Raw genomic sequence first — 17,599 nt, forward strand, 5'->3', positions numbered from 1 at the left:
GCTGCCGGATGCTGAGGAGGCGGGCCCGGCTCCTCAGTGCGGGCGGGTTGTCCGGGAATCGGTGGACAACTCATGATGATCCCGCCCCGGTTGCTTCCCCGACGTCAGGAGAGGCCTTCGGCTAGGTCACCCGACAGTAGTAGGCTCGCGCCGTTTGTTGACGGAACACCACCCCCCGTGCGCCGGGGTTGACGTAGGGGAGGCCATGCGCTTTCGCGGTAAGTCGGTCCGCCGGAAGATCGTGGCGTTGCTGCTCGTACCGCTGGTGTCCCTGACGTCCATGTGGGCGTTCATGACCTATATCACCGGGCGTGAGGCGAACCAGCTGCTGGACGTCGGCAACATCGTGAAGAATCTGGGTTATCCGGTCGAGGACGTCATCCAGGCCCTCCAGCGGGAGCGCCGGCAGAGCCTGCTGTACCTCGCCGACCGGCGCGGCGCCAATGCGCTCGACCAGCTCCACCGGCAGACCCGGGCCACCGACGAAGCCGTCACCCAGCTGCGCGCCGACATCGACATGCGTGACATCCGCGACGACCTGAGCGCCGGCAACGCCGACCGGATGCAAAGCGTCCTCAAGGCCCTGGGCGGACTGGGCTCGCTGCGGGCCCAGATCGAGGACAACACCGTCTCCCGCGACGAAGCCATGGAGAGCTACAACTCCCTGGTCGACCCCAGCTATGACTTCCTCGCCGCGCTCCACGCCCTGGAGAACGTCGAGATGGACAAGCAGGCCCGGGCGCTGGTCAATGTCACCCGGGCCCGGGAGGCGGTCTCCCGCGAGGACGCCCTGATGTCCGCGGTGCTGGCCTCCGGCAGCATGAGCAAGCGCGACCTGCGCGCGCTGTCCGACCGGGTCGCCGAACGCCGGGTCCTCTACAGCACCGGCCTGCCCGCCCTGCCCGCCAAGGACCGTGGTCTCTACGAGGACTACTGGCGCTCCGCGAAGGCCCGCGAGCTGACCTCGTACGAGGACCGGGTGATCGCCGCCGGCGCCCAGGACGGGCCGCATACGGTCAACGCCGAGCGCTGGAACACCGCGGCACGCAAGGTGCTCGGCGACCTCCAGCGGATGGGCAAGGACGCCGGGGACCGCTACCAGGAGCGCGTCGCCCCCGTCGCCATGAACGTCTTGCTCAAGGCCGCCGTCGCCGGTGTCCTCGGCTTCGCCGCGCTGCTGGTCTCGCTCATCGTCTCGTTCCGCATCGGCCGCCGGCACGTCCGGGACCTGATCCGGCTCCGCAAGGCCGCCCATGACGTCTCCGGGGTACGGCTGCCGAGCGTCATGCGCCGGCTGGCGGCCGGCGAACAGGTCGATGTGGAGACCGAGGCACCCCGGCTCGCCTTCGGCCCGGATGAAACCGGCCAGGTCGGCCAGGCACTTCACACCCTCCAGCGGGCCGCGATCGAGGCCGCCGTCAAACAGGCCGAAATGCGCCGTGGCGTCTCCGAGGTCTTCGTCAACCTCGCCCGTCGCAGCCAGGTCCTGCTGCACCGGCAGCTGACCCTTCTGGACGCCATGGAACGGCGCACCGAGGACACCGACGAACTCGCGGACCTCTTCCGGATCGACCATCTGACCACCCGTATGCGACGGCATGCGGAGGGCCTGGTCATCCTCTCCGGCGCGGCACCCTCCCGGCAGTGGCGCAAGCCGATCCAGCTGATGGACGTGGTGCGCGCGGCGGTCGCCGAGGTCGAGGACTACGAGCGGATCGAGGTGCGCCGGCTGCCGCGGCTCGCGGTGGACGGCCCCGCGGTATCGGACCTCACACACCTGGTGGCCGAGCTCCTGGAGAACGCCACCGTCTTCTCGCCGCCGCACACCGCCGTACAGGTCCTGGGCGAGCGGGTCGCCAACGGCTACACCCTGGAGATCCACGACCGCGGTCTCGGCATGGCCCCCGATCTGCTGATGGAGGCCAACCTCCGGCTCGCCGAGACCCCCGAGTTCGAGCTGTCCGACACCGACCGGCTCGGTCTGTTCGTGGTCAGCCGGCTCGCCCAGCGGCAGAACGTACGGGTCTCCCTGCAGCCCTCGCCGTACGGCGGCACCACCGCCGTGGTCTTCGTCCCGGGGGCGCTCCTCACCGAGACCGCCGTCGGCGGCCGGGAGGACGACGACGCGGCGGACGGCCTGCCCGGCGGCCCCGTCGGCAATGAACTGGAGCATGCGGCGGGCAAGTTGGCCGCCCTCTCCCAGGCGCCGCCGCCCCAGCGGGAGCGGCGCGCCCCGGCCATCATCGACGGACCGGTCGAACTGGAGGCGCCGCTCGGCCCGAACGAGCTGGGCCCGGCCGATGACGAGGACAGCGTCTTCCGGAAGCGGGAGCGAGGCCGCAAGGGGCCCGCCGCCGCTCCCGACGCCCCGCGCGGCATCGCACCGGTGCCGCCCGTCCCCGACGGTGAGCAGCACCAGCAGGCCCGGGACCAGGCGCCCGGCGGGCCGGCACCGCTGCCGCGCCGCCCCCGCCCGCCGGTGCTGGTCTCCGACCACGGCCGGACGGTCGACGACAGCGACGCGCACGGGAAGCGGGCCGCCGAGCGTCCCGGCCCCGGCCGTCCGCGCCCCGAGCGCTCCGGCTCCGGGGGTTCCTCTGCCGAGCGCTCCGGGGCCCGGTCGTCGTCGGCCGCCGCGCCGCAGGGCCCGGCCGCGGACGGAGCCCGGCCCACCGAGGACCGCGAGGCACCCGCGCCCACCACGGCCAAGGGGCTGCCCCGCCGGGTACGGCAGGCGAGCCTCGCGCCCCAGCTCAAGGCCGATCCCACCGGGCAGGCCGAGACACCGGAGCGGAGCGCACCGGCCGCGGACGACCGTGACGCGGAGGCGGTCCGCGCCCGGATGGCCTCGCTCCAGCGCGGCTGGCAGCGCGGGCGCCGCGACAACGGCGAGGACCGGCGCGGGACCGGAACGGCACCGGGCGAGGACCCGGCAACCGGTGAAGCGGCTGCGGCCGGCAGCACGGTCCGGGACACCACCACCATCCCGGACACCACCACAGGCCCGGACATCACAGACCCGGACGCCCGTGACACCGCCCCGCAGAACGGCAACGACACGGGCACCACAGCACCACCAGGAACCACATCGGGAGGGGACGGTCCATGACCGCACCGAAGGCAGCAGCTTCCACCGCATCGGTCTCGGAGAAGGGCTCCGGTGAGCTGAACTGGCTCCTGGACGAGCTGGTCGAGCGGGTCGGCTCCATCCGCAAGGCACTGGTCCTCTCCAGTGACGGGCTGGCCACCGGCGCCTCGAAGGACCTGACCCGCGAGGACGGCGAGCATCTGGCCGCGGTCGCCTCCGGTTTCCACAGCCTGGCCAAGGGCGTCGGCCGGCACTTCGACGCGGGACACGTCCGGCAGACCATGGTCGAGCTGGACGAGGCGTTCCTGTTCGTCAGCGCGGCCGGCGACGGTAGCTGCCTGGCCGTACTGGCCGACGCGGACTCCGATGTCGGGCTGATCGCCTACGAGATGACGCTGCTGGTCAAGCGCGTGGGTACGCACCTGGGCACGGCGCCCCGGTCCGGCCTTTCCACCTGAGCGCGACGACGGTGACGCCATGAGCGAGCGCGGCGAGCGAAGAAGCGAGCGGTGCGCGCCGCGCGAGTGCGAGGCCGAGCGAAGCGAGGTTTCGGCATGAGCGACCAGGACCGCCGGGCGGCGCGGGACCGGGAAGCGGCCCGCTGGTTCGACGACGACGCGGGCCCGGTCGTCCGGCCGTACGCGATGACGCGCGGGCGCACCCGTACGGCTTCGGAGGGGCGCCTCGATCTGATCGCGCTGGTGATCGCCGAGAGCCGCGCGGAGGAGACGGTCGACGACCAGAGCCTGTCGCCCGAGCATGTCGAGATCGTCGAGCTGTGCCGGCAGGAGCCGCTGTCGGTCGCCGAGCTGGCGGCCGAATTCGACCTGCCCCTCGGCGTCGTACGGGTCCTGATCGGGGATCTGCTGGATGCGGAGCTGGTCCATGTCAGCAGGCCGGTGCCGCCGGCCGAGCTGCCGGACGAGAAGGTGCTGCGCGAGGTGATCGACGGCCTGCGCGCGCTGTGACCCGCCGAGCGGTTACGTGGCCGCCGCCTTCCGGATGCTTCTTCCGGGGCGGCGGCCACTGCCGTCGCGGCCGGCTCCGGGCGGGAGACCGCTCCGCCGGCAGGGCGCAGATCCGCCGGCTGCCCGATGGGGGTGGGCACCGCAGGGAGTGCCCCGGGTACGGTGCCTGTTGAGCAATTGTCAACAGGAGGAGATCCGCCGCCATGGCCACGGACGAGACCCCGGCACCCGTTGAACACCTGGAGATCCAGGTCGGCCCGCACACCTACGACGCACTCGCGTGCGGCCCCGCCGACGGGGAGTTCGTACTGCTGCTGCACGGCTGGCCCGAGTTCGCCGACTCCTGGAGCGCCGTGCTCCCCGCCCTGGGCGCGGCCGGCTACCGCGCCGTCGCCGTCGACCAGCGGGGCTACTCCCCGCGCGCCCGCCCGCCGAGGATCGCCGACTACGCCGTGCCCGAACTCGTCGCCGACGCCCTCGCCTTCGCGAGCTCCCAGGGCGCGGACCGCTTCCACCTCGTCTCGCACGACTGGGGCGGCATGGTCGCCTGGGCGCTGGCCGGCGCCCACCCCGAGCGGCTGAAGTCCCTGACCGTACTGGCCACCCCGCACCCGGACGCACTCAACCGGGCCGCCGCCGAGGACTCCATCCAGCACCACCGCCTCGACTACGTCCGCTTCTTCCGGCGCGATGACGGTGCCGCGGAGGCCGCGCTGCTCGCCGATGACGCCGCCCGACTGCGCGCCGCCTACGCCGGCAAGGTGCCCGCCGACCTCGTGGAGGGCAATGTCCGCCGGCTCTCCGCCCCGGGCGCGCTGACCGCCACGCTGAACTGGTACCGCGCCCCGGAGTCGGTGATCTCGGTGGCCGCGGGCCGGATCGCCGTCCCCACCCTCTTCCTGTGGGGCAGCGAGGACACCGCCCTGGGCCGCGGCGCGGCCGAGTCCACGGGGGAGTGGGTGGACGGCCCGTACCGCTTCGAGGCCCTGGAAGGCGCCAGTCACTGGCTGCCCGAAGAGGTCCCCGACACGGTCACACCCAAGATCCTCGACCACCTCGGCCAGTACGCCTGACGCCGTGGCGGGCCGGGACGCCACGGCGCTCCCGGCCCCGCCGCCGTACACTGCGGCCATGTCCGGCAAGCGCACCACCCGCCTCACGCCCGATCAGCGCAGGGAGCAACTGGTCGGCATCGGCCTGGAGATGCTCGCCGACCGCTCCCTGGACGAGCTGTCCACCGACGAGGTGGCCCGGCGGGCCGGTATCTCCCGCGGTCTGCTCTTCCACTACTTCGACTCCAAACGCGACTTCTACCGCGCGGTGGTCCGCACCGAGTGCGACCGCTTCACCGCCGCCATGGAACCGGACGGCTCGCTGGAACCGGTCGCCTGGATGCGGGCCCTCATCGCGGGCTTCGTGGCGTACGTCCTGGAACACCGGCAGGTGTATCTCGCCCTGGTGCGCGGCGCCGCCGGCAGCCACCCCGCCGTCACCGACATCGTCGGTGCGACCCGGGAGACCGTCGCCCACCGGGTGCGCGACGGCCGGCGGCGGCTCGGCATGCCGGACGCCCCGCGGACGGAACTGGCCTCCCGGGCCTGGATGGCGTTCGCCGAGGAGGCGGTCATCAACTGGCCCGTGCAGGAACCGGACGCCCATGAAGAGCTGTGTGCGTTCGTCGAGTCCAGCTTTGTGAGCCTGCTCGGACTGCTCGACCGGCCCGGGGCCCTCGTCACACGCTCAGTGCCCGCGGCATCGGCTCCACCCGTGTCAACGGCCTCTGACGACGCCGTTTTGGGCAGGTTGGCCACCTCTGACCCACGGGCGTGACCCGGGCGTGACGCATCTCAAGTGGGCGCCGTGCTGAGCACGTTGTACCGTTCCCTTGCACCTGCTGCCCCGTGCGCCGACGCTCGGGTATCAAACGTGAGCTCCACCCGTATACACGGCAATTCAGGAGAAGAATCCCATGGCCTTCGGGCGATCCGATCGCCGCCGACGGTCTGCCGCCGTCGAGCCGGTGACGCTCAAGATCCTGGTCGCGGGCGGCTTCGGGGTGGGTAAGACCACCCTGGTCGGTGCCGTCAGCGAGATCAAGCCACTGCGTACCGAGGAACGGCTGACCGAGGCGGGGCGGCCGATCGACGACCTGGACGGGGTGGAAACCAAGACCACCACCACCGTCGCCATGGACTTCGGACGGATCACCGTCAACGAAGAGCTGGTCCTGTACCTCTTCGGCACCCCGGGCCAGGACCGTTTCTGGTTCCTGTGGGACGAACTGGCCCGGGGCGCACTCGGTGCGGTGGTGCTGGCGGACACCCGCCGGCTGGCGGACAGCTTCGCCGCCATCGACTACTTCGAGCGGCGCGGTCTGCCCTTCACGGTCGCCGTCAACTGCTTCGACGGCGCCGACCACTACCCGGCGGAATCCGTACGCGACGCCCTGGACCTGGACCCCCAGGTGCCGGTGATGCTGTGTGATGCCCGCCTCAAGGACTCCGTGCGGGATGTGCTGATCTCCGTCGTGGAGCATGCGATGGAGGCGGGCGCCCGCCGCCGGGAGCCCGCGGTTCCCTGACGGAGCGCGGAAGTACGGCCCGTACCCCGCCGTCCGGGGTACGGGCCGTACGTCTGCGCACTGCCGGCGCCGTTACCCCGCCGAGCCGTCCTCGGCCAGCCAGCCGAAGCTCCGCTCCACGGCCTTGCGCCAGTTGGCGAACTCGCGGTCCCGGGTCCGCCCGTCCATCCGCGGCGTCCACTCCGTGTCCCGCTTCCAGTGGGACCGCAGCTCGTCCAGGTCCTGCCAGACACCGGTCGCAAGACCGGCCGCGTAGGCCGCTCCCAGACAGGTGGTCTCCGAGATCACCGGGCGGATCACCGGCACGTCCAGCACGTCCGCCTGATGCTGCATCAGCAGGTTGTTGGCGGTCATCCCACCGTCGACCTTGAGCTGGGTGATCCGCACACCCGAGTCCTGGAACATGGCGTCCACCACCTCCCGGGTCTGCCAGCTGGTCGCCTCCAGTACGGCGCGTGCCAGATGCGCCTTGGTGACGAACCCGGTCAGACCGGTGATCACGCCGCGGGCGTCGGAGCGCCAATAGGGCGCGAACAGACCGGAGAACGCCGGCACGATGTACGCCCCGCCGTTGTCCGGGACACTCGCCGCCAGTGGCTCGATCTCCTCGGCCGACGCGATGATGCCCAGCTGATCGCGGAACCACTGCACCAGCGCGCCCGTGATGGCGATGGACCCCTCCAGGCAGTAGACCGGCGCCTCGCCGCCGAGCTGGTAGCCCATCGTCGTCAGCAGCCCGTTCTTGGACGGGACCGGGCGGTTACCGGTGTTCAGCAGCAGGAACGAGCCCGTGCCGTAGGTGTTCTTGGCCTCGCCGACGCCGTAGCAGGTCTGGCCGAAGACGGCCGCCTGCTGGTCGCCGAGGGCGGACGCCACCGGCACGCCGTGCAACTGCCCCACGGCCGTGCCGTACACCTCGGCCGACGACCTGATCTCCGGGAGGATCGCGGCCGGCACATTCATCGCCGACAGGATCGCCGGATCCCACTGGAGGGTGGCGAGGTTCATCAGCATCGTGCGGCCCGCGTTGGTCACATCGGTGACATGCACCCCGCCGTCGGTGCCACCGGTCAGATTCCAGATCAGCCAGGAGTCGATGGTGCCGAACGCGATCTCACCGCGCTCGGCACGCTCCCGCAGCCCCGGCACCTCGTCCAGCAGCCAGGCTGCCTTGGGCCCGGAGAAGTAACTGGCCAGCGGGAGCCCGGTGGCATCGCGGAACCGGTCCTGACCGTCCGCGCCGCCCAGTTCCGCGCACAGCCGGGAGGTGCGGGTGTCCTGCCAGACGATCGCGTGGTGCACCGGCTTGCCGGTGGCCCGGTCCCACAGGACCGTGGTCTCCCGCTGGTTGGTGATGCCCAGCGCGCTGAGCTGGTCCGCGCGCAGCCCCGCCCTGGCGAGCGCGCCCGCCACCACCGCCTGCACCTTCGACCAGATCTCGGTGGCATCGTGCTCCACCCAGCCGGGCTTGGGGAAGATCTGACGGTGCTCGCGCTGGTCGACGGCGACGATCGCCCCGCCGTGGTCGAAGATGATGCAGCGGCTCGACGTGGTGCCCTGGTCGATCGCGGCTACATATTTCTCGGTCTTCCCGGTTTGCTCCGTCATGCCGTCACGCCTCCTGAAGTCCTGGTGAGTGGGTGCAGCGGGCCCGGGGCCGGTCGGGCGGACACGCTCCGGGACCGGTCAGAACGCCGCGTTGTAGACCAGGCCGGACAGCACCGCGCCGATCAGCGGCCCGGCCACCGGGATCCAGGAGTAACTCCAGTCCGAGGAACCCTTGTTGGGGATCGGGAGCAGGGCGTGCACCAGGCGCGGACCGAGGTCACGGGCCGGGTTGATGGCGTAGCCGGTGGGCCCGCCCAGCGACAGCCCGATCCCGACGACCAGCAGGGCGACCAGCAGCACATTGATCCCGGAGCCGTAGATCCCCGCGTGCTCGCCGGGGACCTGGCCGATGCCGATGCCCTTGTTCTGGCCGAAGAACAGCAGCGGCAGCACCAGACCGATGGTGGCGATGATCTCGGTGACGAGGTTGGCGGCCGGGTTGCGGATCTCCGGGCCGGTGGAGAAGATCCCCAGCGTCGGCTGGGCCTTGTCCTCTTCCGCGTTGGCGGCGAACTGCGCGTAGTACAGCGCCCAGGCCAGTACGGCCCCGATCGCCGCACCGACCATCTGCGCCAGGATGTACAGCGGCACCTTCGACCACTCGGTGCCGCCCGCGACCGCCGAGCCGAGCGTCACCGCGGGGTTGAGGTGGCCGCCGGACAGCGGCGCCGCGGTGTAGGCGCCGGCCAGTACGCCCATGCCCCAGCCGAAAGCGATCACGACCCAGCCGGCTGCCCTCGCCTTGGAATAGTGCAGGGTGACGGCGGCGCACACACCGGCCCCGAAGAGTATGAGTATCGCGGTGCCGATCACTTCACCGACGACGATGTCCCCATTGGAATACATGGCGGCTCCTTGGCCCTCGCCCGGGGACGTCCCCCGGTCCTCCGTGCAGGGTGCGTGCCACCGGCGGGCAGCGGACAGCCGCTGCCACCCGGCCGGGGTGCCTGAGTGCGGCGATGCCGACTGGCATCCGGAAGTGTTCACCGGCGATGAGGGGGCGTCAAGGTCGCGCACAGCTGTGGATGTTGACGGCTGCCGGCCGGAGAAGCGGACCGTACGTCGCATCACCCGCGGGTTCCGACGCCCTCCTGGCCGGGCGGTGCGGTGCGCGCAGCGTCGGCCGGATCCGGCACCCGGCCCGCGGCACCGCGGCGGATCTCCGTACGCTCCGAGCCGGGCCGGCCCAGCACCCAGCTCGCCCCCGGCAGCGCCTTCGCGGCCTTCTTCAGCGGGGCGAGCGCGGCCGCGGCCGCACGGTGCCCGGTGACGGTGTCGGGCGGACACACCACCGTCGCCAGGGACAGGGTGACCGGCCGCCCGCCCGCCGACCAGGACACGTCCAACAGCGCCGCGGCGAAGGGCTCCAGGCCGTCCGGCCCGGCCAGCACCAGGAAGTCGTCGCCGCCGATATGGCCCACCAGACCGGCCGGCTCGCCCGCCGCGACCTGCGCGAGCGTCCGCCCCACCGCACGGATCAGCTCATCACCGGCCGCAAACCCCGCGCCATCGTTGACCTGCTTGAAACCGTCCACATCCAGCCAGCTCAAGGAGAACGCCAGGCCCTCCGCGATCCGCCGGTCCACCTCCCCGTTGACCTCGTCCGAACCGGGCAGCCGGGTCAGCGGGTTGAGCCGGGCCGCCTGCTCCACCCGGGTCTCGGCCAGCGCCCGCACGATGTCCGCGAGATGCACCACGCCCATGCACCTACCGCGCTCGTCCACCACGGCCACATCGTCCCCGGTACGGTCACGGTCCCCCTCGGCGATCACATCGAGCACCTGCCAGGCGGTGGCGTCCGCGCCGACCGTCCGCGGCCGGTCCGCGAGCCGCAGCGCCGGCCGGTCGGCGTACAGCGCATGCCCGTACCGTCCGGACAGCGACAGCAAGAACCGGTCCCGGTCTATCGCCCGGACCGGCACCCCGTCGGCGTCCACCAGCAGCACCCCCGACACCTCGGGGAACCCGGTCAGATGGCTGCGCACCGCGCCCGCCGACGCGGACATCGGCAGCAGGGCGGCGGGCTGCAGGAACTGGGCGACCGGCGGCCCCGAGGCCGGCCGGCGGGGCGCCGCGGGGCCGCCCGGCGCGGGCGGGAGCGCGGCCGGCAGATACACCTCGGTGGCCGGCCGCCGCGCGGGCGGCGCGAACAGATACCCCTGCGCCAGCTGGACCCCGGCGTCCCGCACCGCCCTGTACTGCCGCTCGGTTTCCACTCCCTCGATGGCCAGCAGCCCACCCACCCGCTCGCACAGCGCCCGCATGGCGGCCACCGCGGCCTGCCGCCCCCGGTCGGCGTCCAGGCGGGTGCACAGCGCGGCGTCGAGCTTGACGAGGTCCGGCGCGAGCTCGCCGAGCAGCCGCAGCGGCAGATCACCGTCCCCGACACCGTCCGCACAGATCCGGTAGCCCTCGTCGCGCAGCACCGCCACCGATTCCAGCAGCGCGGCGCGTGGGACCTGGGTGAACGGGCCGCCGAGATCGAGGGTGATCTCCCACGGCCGCCGGCCGGCATCGTGGACCGCCTTGCCCAGCGACGTCATCCGGGGCAGCTCGGCGACGGTGGTGGCGAAGACATTGATGTGCAGCGGCAGCAGCGTCTCCTGGTCCGCGGCCGCCCGTACGGCGAGCGCCGCCAGTTCGGCATCCAGATCAGGACAGCGGTGCGCCGAGTCCAAGATGCCGGGGCCGTCCGCACCGTCCTCGGGGCGGGCGAGTATCTCCAGCGCGGCGACCGAGCCGGTCGAGAGGTTCACGACGGGCTGGAAAGCGAATCGAAGCTGGTCCGTCCAGGCAGGCACGGGGAGCAGCATGCCCCTCCCCAACGGCGAACGGTGTGTGATTAACGCACTGTTCACGCACCCTTCCGGAGGGTACGGACCGCTGTCGCGGGAGGCACACACGACGTTCGAGGGGGCGTCCGGGGCCGGCGCGGTGGTGTCCCATCGACGGCCCGAACGGGGCTCCGCGGCAGGGGGGTTCGCCGTGCCGGCGGGGCGAGCCGTGGGGGACACGGGAGTGGGGTGTGCGCCACGACGCCACGACGCCTCGGCGCCGCGCTCCGCGGGCATCGGCCCGCGCAGGCGATCACCGCACCGCACTCCGCGCCCCCGCCCGTGTTCACCGCACCGCGACCACGGCCGACCCGTGCCCGAACAGCCCTTGGTTGGCGGTCACCCCCACCCGGGCATCCGCCACCTGCCGCGCGCCCGCCCGCCCCCGTAACTGCCGGGTCAGCTCACACACCTGGGCAATGGCCTGGGCCGGCACCGCCTCGCCGAAGGAGGCCAGACCACCGCTGGCATTCACCGGCAGCCGTCCGCCCAGCGCGGTCGACCCGTCCCGCAGCAACTTCGCCCCCTCACCGGCGCTGCACAGCCCCAGGTCCTCGTACCACTCCAACTCCAGTGCGGTGGACAGGTCGTAGACCTCGGCCAGTGAGAGATCCTCCGGGCCGATCCCGGCCTCCTCGTAGGCGGTCTGTGCGATCGACGCCCGGAAGCCGGTCGCCGGCTCCGGTACGGCGGCCGCGGAGTCGGTGGCGATGTCCGGCAGATCCAGCACGGTCCGCGGATAGTGCGGGGTGGCCGTGGAGACCGCGCGGATCCGGACCGGATCCGTGGCGCCGTGCCGGCGTGCGAAGTCCATGCTGGTCAGGACCAGTGCCGCGGCGCCGTCGGAGGTGGCGCAGATATCCAGCAGCCGCAGCGGATCGCAGACCACGGCCGACGCGGCGACCTCCCGCGCGGTGACCCGCTTGCGGTAGCGGGCGTACGGATTGGCCGCGCCCGCCGCCGAGTTCTTCACCTTCACCTGCGCGAAGTCGTCGGCCGTATCGCCGTACAGCGCCATCCGGCGGCGCGCGTACAGCCCGAAGTACGCCGGATTGGTGGCGCCCAGCACCCGGAACCGCAACCAGTCGGGATCGTCGGGCCGGTCGCCGCCCGCCGGGGTGAAGAAGCCCTTGGGCGCGGCGTCGGCGCCCACCACCAAGGCCACCTCCGCCATCCCTGACAGGATCTGCGCCCGCGCGGTGCCGATGGCCTGTGCGCCGGATGCACAGGCGGCATAGACGCTGGTCACCCGGGCGCCCTGCCAGCCCAGTGCCTTGGCGAAGGTTGCGCCCGCCACATAGCCCGGGTAACCGCCGCGCACCGTGTCCGCGCCGACGATGCTCTGCACGGCGCGCCAGTCGAGGCCGGCGTCCGCGAGCGCTTCCCTGGCCGCCTTCGTGCCGTACTCGACAAAACTGCGCCCCCACTTGCCCCAGGGGTGCATACCGGCGCCGAGCACGGCCACGTCGCCGGGTGCGGTGCTTCCGGGGCTCCTCCTTACCCGCCGCCCACCCGCGCCTCTTGTTTTTTCCCCGCCGCCCACCCCCCTTCGGGGGGTGGGCGGGTGTAGTGATGCGGGTTCCCGCCCGGGGCCGGCGGCTTCAGCTCCAGGGGTGGCGGCTTTCGCTCCAGGCGGGGCGGAGTCCGCTCCGGGCTCGCCAGGCACGGCTCCGGGCTCGGCGGCTTTCGCGTCCGGGCCGCCATCTGGGTCGGCCGCCCTGGCATCTGCGCCGGCCGCCCCCGCGCCCGGCCCGACAGCCCCGTCTCCGGAAGCAACCGAACGCCCCGGCTCACCCGTCCCCTCATCCCCCCGCCCGCCCCCACCCGGCCGCCAATGCCAGGTCGTCCAGACGTGCCCGTCCTCCTCGTTGAGGGTCCCGGGCACCAGCTCGACCTCCGTCCCCACGGTGAGATCCGTGGCGCGGACGCCGGGCGCGGCCTGTCCGAGGACCACCATCCGTTCCTCCGCCAGCTCCACGGCGACCAAGAGGTACGGCCGCCACTCGGCATCCGGGTCGGAGACGTAGGGGGCGGGCGGACGATAGCGGGCGTCGGTGTACGACCAGACCGTGCCGTGCCGGGACAGCGGTACCTCCGCCAGCTCGTCGCCCCCGCACCCGGGGTTGCGGCAGAAGGCGTCCTCGCGGGGGAAGAACACCGCACCACAGGCCCGGCAGCGCGTCCCCAGCAGCCGGAAGTCCGCCGCGTCCTGATCGAACCACCCCGGCACCACCGGCTTCCGCGTATGTGTCACAGACCCTCCCCGACCGCAGACCGACCCAGCACAGAACTGACGGTACGTCAGGAGTGTGGCACGCTGCCGCTCCGCGCGGAACCCCGGTACAGTCGCCGGGCGATCAAGCCGTTCACGAGGGGGAGCGCCCGTGACCGAAGCCGCCCGCACCGACGCCCGTCCCGTCCGTACGACCGCCGCACCCGCCGTGCGGCTCACCGCCGTCACCAAGGAGTTCGGCCCGCTACGTGCCGTCGACAACGCCGAACTCACCCTCAGGGAAGGGGAGTTCTTCTCCCTCCTCGGCCCCTCCGGCTCGGGGAAGACCACCCTGCTGCGCCTGATCGCCGGCTTCGAGCGGCCCACCTCGGGCCGCATCGAACTCGCCGGCCGCGAGGTCACCGCACTCCCGCCCAGCCGCCGCGACGTCCACACCGTGTTCCAGGATTACGCGCTCTTCCCCCACATGACCGTCGAGCAGAACGTCGCCTACGCACTCACCGTCGCCGGGGTGCGCACATCCGAACGCCTCGCCCGCGCCCGTGAGGCCCTGCGCACCGTACGCCTCGACGACCACGGCCCCCGCCGGCCGGCCCAGCTCTCCGGCGGCCAGCGCCAGCGCGTCGCACTGGCCCGTGCCCTGATCGACAACCCCGGTCTGCTGCTGCTCGACGAGCCCCTCGGCGCGCTCGACCTTCAGCTGCGGCAGGAGATGCAGCGCGAACTCAAGCGCATCCAGCGCGCCACCGGCGTCACCTTCCTCCTTGTCACCCACGACCAGGAAGAGGCGCTGACGCTCAGCGACCGCCTCGCCGTCCTCGACCGCGGCCGTATCGAGCAGACCGGCCCGCCGCTGGAGATCTACGACCGTCCGGCCACCGCATTCGTCGCCGGCTTCATCGGTACCACCAATCTGCTGCGCGACCAGGCCGCGGTCCGGGTGACCGGCTCCCCGGGCACGTACAGCATCCGCCCCGAGCGGATCCGGATCGCCGCCCCCGACGGCCCGGACGGTACCCCGGGGCCGGGGGAGCGGTGTGTGCCCGGCCGGATCACCGAGATCGTGCACGTCGGCGCCCACACGAGCGTGGTGGTCCGGCTCGACGGCGGCGACGACCAGCTCACCGCACTGCGGCTGAACTCCACGGATCCGCCGGACGCCGCCCGTCCGGGCTCGGCCGTCCATCTGCTGTGGAGCGTCAACGACGCCTTTCCCGTGCCCGGCTGACGCATCGTCTTACCGCGCCCCCGGGCGCATCCGATGCCTGACGCGCTCTGGTGGCTGACGGCCGGCTTCCGGATACTGGCGGGGCTCGACAGCCGTGCGACAGCGGGAGTTCACCATGCGCAACGCGAATCCGTGGAAGGCCGCCGTGGCGGCCGGGGTCCTGCTGCTGGCCGTTGCCTGCGGCTCCGGCGGCGGGGGGACGGGCGGCGGGGGAGCCGCCGAGCAGAAGAGCGTCGGCAAGGGCGAGGGCCGGGTCAACATCATCGCCTGGGCCGGATACGCCGAGGACGGCTCCAACGACCCCAAGACCGACTGGGTGCACCCCTTCGAGAAGCAGACCGGCTGCAAGGTCAACACCAAGACCGCCGGGACCTCCGACGAGATGGTCTCGCTGATGAAGACCGGCCAGTACGACACCGTCTCCGCCTCCGGTGACGCCACCCTGCGCCTGATCGCCGCGGGGGACGTGGCGCCCGTCAACACCCGTCTGGTGCCGAACTACCGCGACATCTTCAGCGGCCTGAAGATGCGCGCGTTCAACTCCAAGGACGGGAAGATGTACGGCATCCCGCACGGCCGCGGCGCCAATCTGCTGATGTACCGCACCGACAAGGTCTCCCCGGCCCCCGACTCCTGGAAAGCCGTCTTCGACGACGCGGCGAAGCACTCGGGCAAGGTCACCGCCTACGACTCACCGATCTATATCGCCGACGCCGCCCTCTACCTCATGAAGGCCCGTCCCGCGCTCGGTATCAAGGACCCGTACGCCCTGGACCGGAAGCAACTCGACGCCGCCGTGGCCCTGTTGAAGAAGCAGCGGCAGCAGATCGGCGAGTACTGGAGCGACTACCAGAAGGAAGTCACCGCCTTCAAGGGCGGCGACAGCGTCATCGGCACCACCTGGCAGGTCATCGCCAACACCGCGGCCGCGGAGAAGGCCCCCGTCAAGGCCGTCCTCCCCAAGGAGGGGGCGACCGGCTGGTCCGACACCTGGATGGTCTCCGCCAAGGCCGCACACCCCAACTGCGCCTACAAGTGGCTCAACTGGATCGTCTCCCCGAAGGTGAACGCCCAGGTGGCCGAGTACTTCGGCGAGGCGCCCGCCAACGCCAAGGCCTGCAAGGAGACCGCCGACCCCCGGCACTGCGCCGTCTACCACGCCGATGACGAGGCCTACTACCGCCGAGTCCACTTCTGGACCACCCCCGTCCCGCAGTGTCTCGACGGCCGCAAGAACGTGACGTGCACCGACTATGCGGAGTGGACCCGCGCCTGGACGGAGATCAAGGGCTGAGCGGGGGAGCCCGGGTGTCCGCCACGACCCGTGAGCCCCGCGCCCGCGGCCGGCTCGCCGCGCTCCTCGCCCCACCCCTCCTCTGGCTGGTCCTCGCCTACCTCGGCTCGCTCGCCGTCCTCCTGCTCTCCGCCTTCTGGACCACCGACCCCTTCACGTCGGACGTCGTGCACACCTGGACCACCGACAACTTCCGCGACATCCTCACCACCCCCGTCTACCGCACCGTCGCCCTGCGCACCCTCGGCATCGCCGTCGCCGTCACGCTCCTCGATGCGCTGCTCGCGCTGCCGATGGCCTTCTTCATGGCGCGGGTGGCGACCGGCCGGCTGCGCCGCGCCCTGCTGGTGGCCGTGCTGACCCCGCTGTGGGCCGGCTATCTGGTCAAGGCGTATGCCTGGCGGGTGATGCTCGGCGAGCACGGCATCGTCAACGCGGCACTCGCCCCGCTCGGACTGCACGGCCCGGGATACGGCACGACCGCCGTCGTGATCGTGCTCGCCTACCTCTGGCTGCCGTACATGATCCTGCCGGTCCACGCCGCCCTGGAACGGCTGCCCGCCCACCAGCTGGAGGCCTCCGCCGACCTCGGCGCGGGCACCGTACGCACGCTGCGCTCCGTCGTCGCCCCCGCCGTCCGGCCCGCGCTCCTGGCGGGCTCCGTCTTCACTTTCTCGCTCTCCCTCGGCGACTACCTCACCGTCCAGATCGTCGGCGGTCGCACCCAGCTGCTGGGCAATGTCATCGCCTCCCAGGTCACCCTCGATCTGCCGCTCGCGGCGGCGCTCTCCGCGGTCCCGGTCGCCCTCGTCGTCTGCTACCTCGCCGCCGTCCGCCGGGCCGGCGCGCTCGACTCGCTCTGACCGGTCCTGAAGGAGGCAGCCGGATGCATCTCACCCGCACCGCCCGCATCGTCCTCGGCTGTGTCACGGCCGCCGGTCTCGCCCTGATCTACCTCCCTCTGCTCCTGGTCCTGCTCAACTCCCTCAACGCCGACCCCTCGTTCGCCTGGCCGCCCCGCGCGCTGACGGGTGAGTGGTGGAGCCGCGCCCTGCACAGCGCTGGCGCCCGCGACGCACTGTGGACCTCGCTGCGGGCGGGCCTCGGCGCCACCGCCATCGCCCTGGTCCTCGGCTCGCTGGCGGCCTTCGCCGTACACCGCCACCGCTTCTTCGGACGGCAGACCGTCTCGTTCCTGATCGTGCTGCCGATCGCACTGCCCGGCATCGTCACCGGCATCGCCCTCAACGCCGCCTTCCGCACCGTCCTCGCCCCGCTGGGCATCGGCTTCGGCCTGTTCACGGTCGTCGTCGGCCATGCGACCTTCTGCGTCGTCATCGTCTTCAACAACGTCGCCGCCCGGCTCCGCAGGATCGCCCCGTCACTGGCCGAGGCCTCCGCCGACCTGGGCGCCCGTCCCTGGCAGACCCTGCGGTACGTCACCTTCCCGGCGCTGCGCCCGGCCCTGTTCGCCGGCGCCCTGCTGGCCTTTGCGCTGTCCTTCGACGAAGTCGTGGTGACCACCTTCACGGCGGGCGCAGGCACCAAGACGCTGCCGATCTGGATCTACGAGAACCTGGCCCGCCCCCACCAGGCGCCGGTCGTCGATGTGCTTGCCGCGCTGCTGATCGCCCTGTCGGTCATCCCGGTGTACGTCGCCCAGCGGCTCTCGTCGGACACCGCCGGCGGCAGGCTCTGAACCCACCGCCGGCGGCCAGGCACCGAGCACGCCGACGGCGGGGCGCCGGCGCACGCCGCCCGGACG

14 protein-coding genes and 1 pseudogene are annotated in these 17,599 nt (G+C 72.2%); 10 read left to right on the forward strand and 5 right to left on the reverse strand.

The features are described from left to right. The first annotated feature begins 205 nt into the window (after positions 1 to 205). The 6 genes from ACWGI6_RS33665 to ACWGI6_RS33690 all read left to right on the forward strand — a co-directional run bounded on the left by ACWGI6_RS33665 (position 206) and on the right by ACWGI6_RS33690 (position 6,637). Positions 206 to 3,109: a nitrate- and nitrite sensing domain-containing protein gene (locus ACWGI6_RS33665; protein ID WP_453271020.1), complete on the forward strand. Its 2,904-nt coding sequence runs from the start codon at positions 206 to 208 to the stop codon at positions 3,107 to 3,109. Further along, positions 3,106 to 3,546, forward strand: a complete 441-nt coding sequence (locus ACWGI6_RS33670; RefSeq protein ID WP_453271021.1) for a roadblock/LC7 domain-containing protein — start codon at positions 3,106 to 3,108, stop codon at positions 3,544 to 3,546. Before ACWGI6_RS33665 ends, ACWGI6_RS33670 begins: the two co-directional genes overlap by 4 nt. Before the next feature lie 96 nt (positions 3,547 to 3,642). Further along, positions 3,643 to 4,056, forward strand: a complete 414-nt coding sequence (locus ACWGI6_RS33675) for a DUF742 domain-containing protein (protein WP_453271022.1) — start codon at positions 3,643 to 3,645, stop codon at positions 4,054 to 4,056. A 203-nt stretch (positions 4,057 to 4,259) separates the two neighbouring features. Continuing rightward, positions 4,260 to 5,129 (forward strand): alpha/beta fold hydrolase, encoded by an 870-nt coding sequence (locus ACWGI6_RS33680; protein WP_453271023.1) that lies wholly within the window; start codon positions 4,260 to 4,262, stop codon positions 5,127 to 5,129. Positions 5,130 to 5,187: 58 nt separating this feature from the next. After that, positions 5,188 to 5,886 carry a TetR/AcrR family transcriptional regulator gene (locus ACWGI6_RS33685; protein WP_453271024.1) on the forward strand — a complete coding sequence of 233 codons (699 nt, stop codon included), beginning with the start codon at positions 5,188 to 5,190 and terminating at the stop codon, positions 5,884 to 5,886. Between the two features lie 139 nt (positions 5,887 to 6,025). Beyond that, the gene (locus tag ACWGI6_RS33690; protein WP_453271025.1) at positions 6,026 to 6,637 is read left to right on the forward strand and encodes a GTP-binding protein; all 612 of its coding nucleotides are present in this window, start codon (positions 6,026 to 6,028) and stop codon (positions 6,635 to 6,637) included. Positions 6,638 to 6,709: 72 nt separating this feature from the next. Here the strand turns inward: ACWGI6_RS33690 and glpK are convergent, their stop codons facing one another. From glpK to ACWGI6_RS33715, 5 genes and pseudogenes are all read right to left on the reverse strand, one after another. Beyond that, complete coding sequence (glpK, locus tag ACWGI6_RS33695) at positions 6,710 to 8,245, reverse strand: glycerol kinase GlpK (protein ID WP_453271026.1); 1,536 nt, start codon at positions 8,243 to 8,245, stop codon at positions 6,710 to 6,712. 78 nt (positions 8,246 to 8,323) lie between these two features. Continuing rightward, a complete protein-coding gene (locus tag ACWGI6_RS33700) occupies positions 8,324 to 9,091 on the reverse strand; it encodes an MIP/aquaporin family protein (protein ID WP_453271027.1) in 768 nt (255 codons plus the stop codon). Positions 9,092 to 9,312: 221 nt separating this feature from the next. Next, on the reverse strand, positions 9,313 to 11,046 hold the full coding sequence (locus ACWGI6_RS33705; protein ID WP_453271028.1) for a bifunctional diguanylate cyclase/phosphodiesterase: 1,734 nt from the start codon (positions 11,044 to 11,046) through the stop codon (positions 9,313 to 9,315). A 319-nt stretch (positions 11,047 to 11,365) separates the two neighbouring features. Next, positions 11,366 to 12,544 (reverse strand): lipid-transfer protein, encoded by a 1,179-nt coding sequence (locus ACWGI6_RS33710; RefSeq protein WP_453271038.1) that lies wholly within the window; start codon positions 12,542 to 12,544, stop codon positions 11,366 to 11,368. 354 nt (positions 12,545 to 12,898) lie between these two features. Beyond that, a pseudogene (locus tag ACWGI6_RS33715) lies at positions 12,899 to 13,333 on the reverse strand (Zn-ribbon domain-containing OB-fold protein); the annotation flags it as partial. Positions 13,334 to 13,463: 130 nt separating this feature from the next. On the opposite strand from ACWGI6_RS33715, the gene ACWGI6_RS33720 reads away from it, so the two are divergent. From ACWGI6_RS33720 to ACWGI6_RS33735, 4 genes are all read left to right on the forward strand, one after another. After that, positions 13,464 to 14,540 carry an ABC transporter ATP-binding protein gene (locus ACWGI6_RS33720; RefSeq protein WP_453271029.1) on the forward strand — a complete coding sequence of 359 codons (1,077 nt, stop codon included), beginning with the start codon at positions 13,464 to 13,466 and terminating at the stop codon, positions 14,538 to 14,540. A gap of 115 nt (positions 14,541 to 14,655) precedes the next feature. Next, positions 14,656 to 15,834 carry an ABC transporter substrate-binding protein gene (locus ACWGI6_RS33725; protein WP_453271030.1) on the forward strand — a complete coding sequence of 393 codons (1,179 nt, stop codon included), beginning with the start codon at positions 14,656 to 14,658 and terminating at the stop codon, positions 15,832 to 15,834. A gap of 14 nt (positions 15,835 to 15,848) precedes the next feature. Continuing rightward, positions 15,849 to 16,697, forward strand: coding sequence for an ABC transporter permease (locus ACWGI6_RS33730; protein WP_393909766.1), 849 nt, complete (start codon positions 15,849 to 15,851; stop codon positions 16,695 to 16,697). 23 nt (positions 16,698 to 16,720) lie between these two features. Further along, the gene (locus tag ACWGI6_RS33735; RefSeq protein ID WP_453271031.1) at positions 16,721 to 17,533 is read left to right on the forward strand and encodes an ABC transporter permease; all 813 of its coding nucleotides are present in this window, start codon (positions 16,721 to 16,723) and stop codon (positions 17,531 to 17,533) included. Positions 17,534 to 17,599: the final 66 nt, after the last annotated feature.

The organism is Streptomyces sp. NPDC054786 (assembly GCF_053611685.1).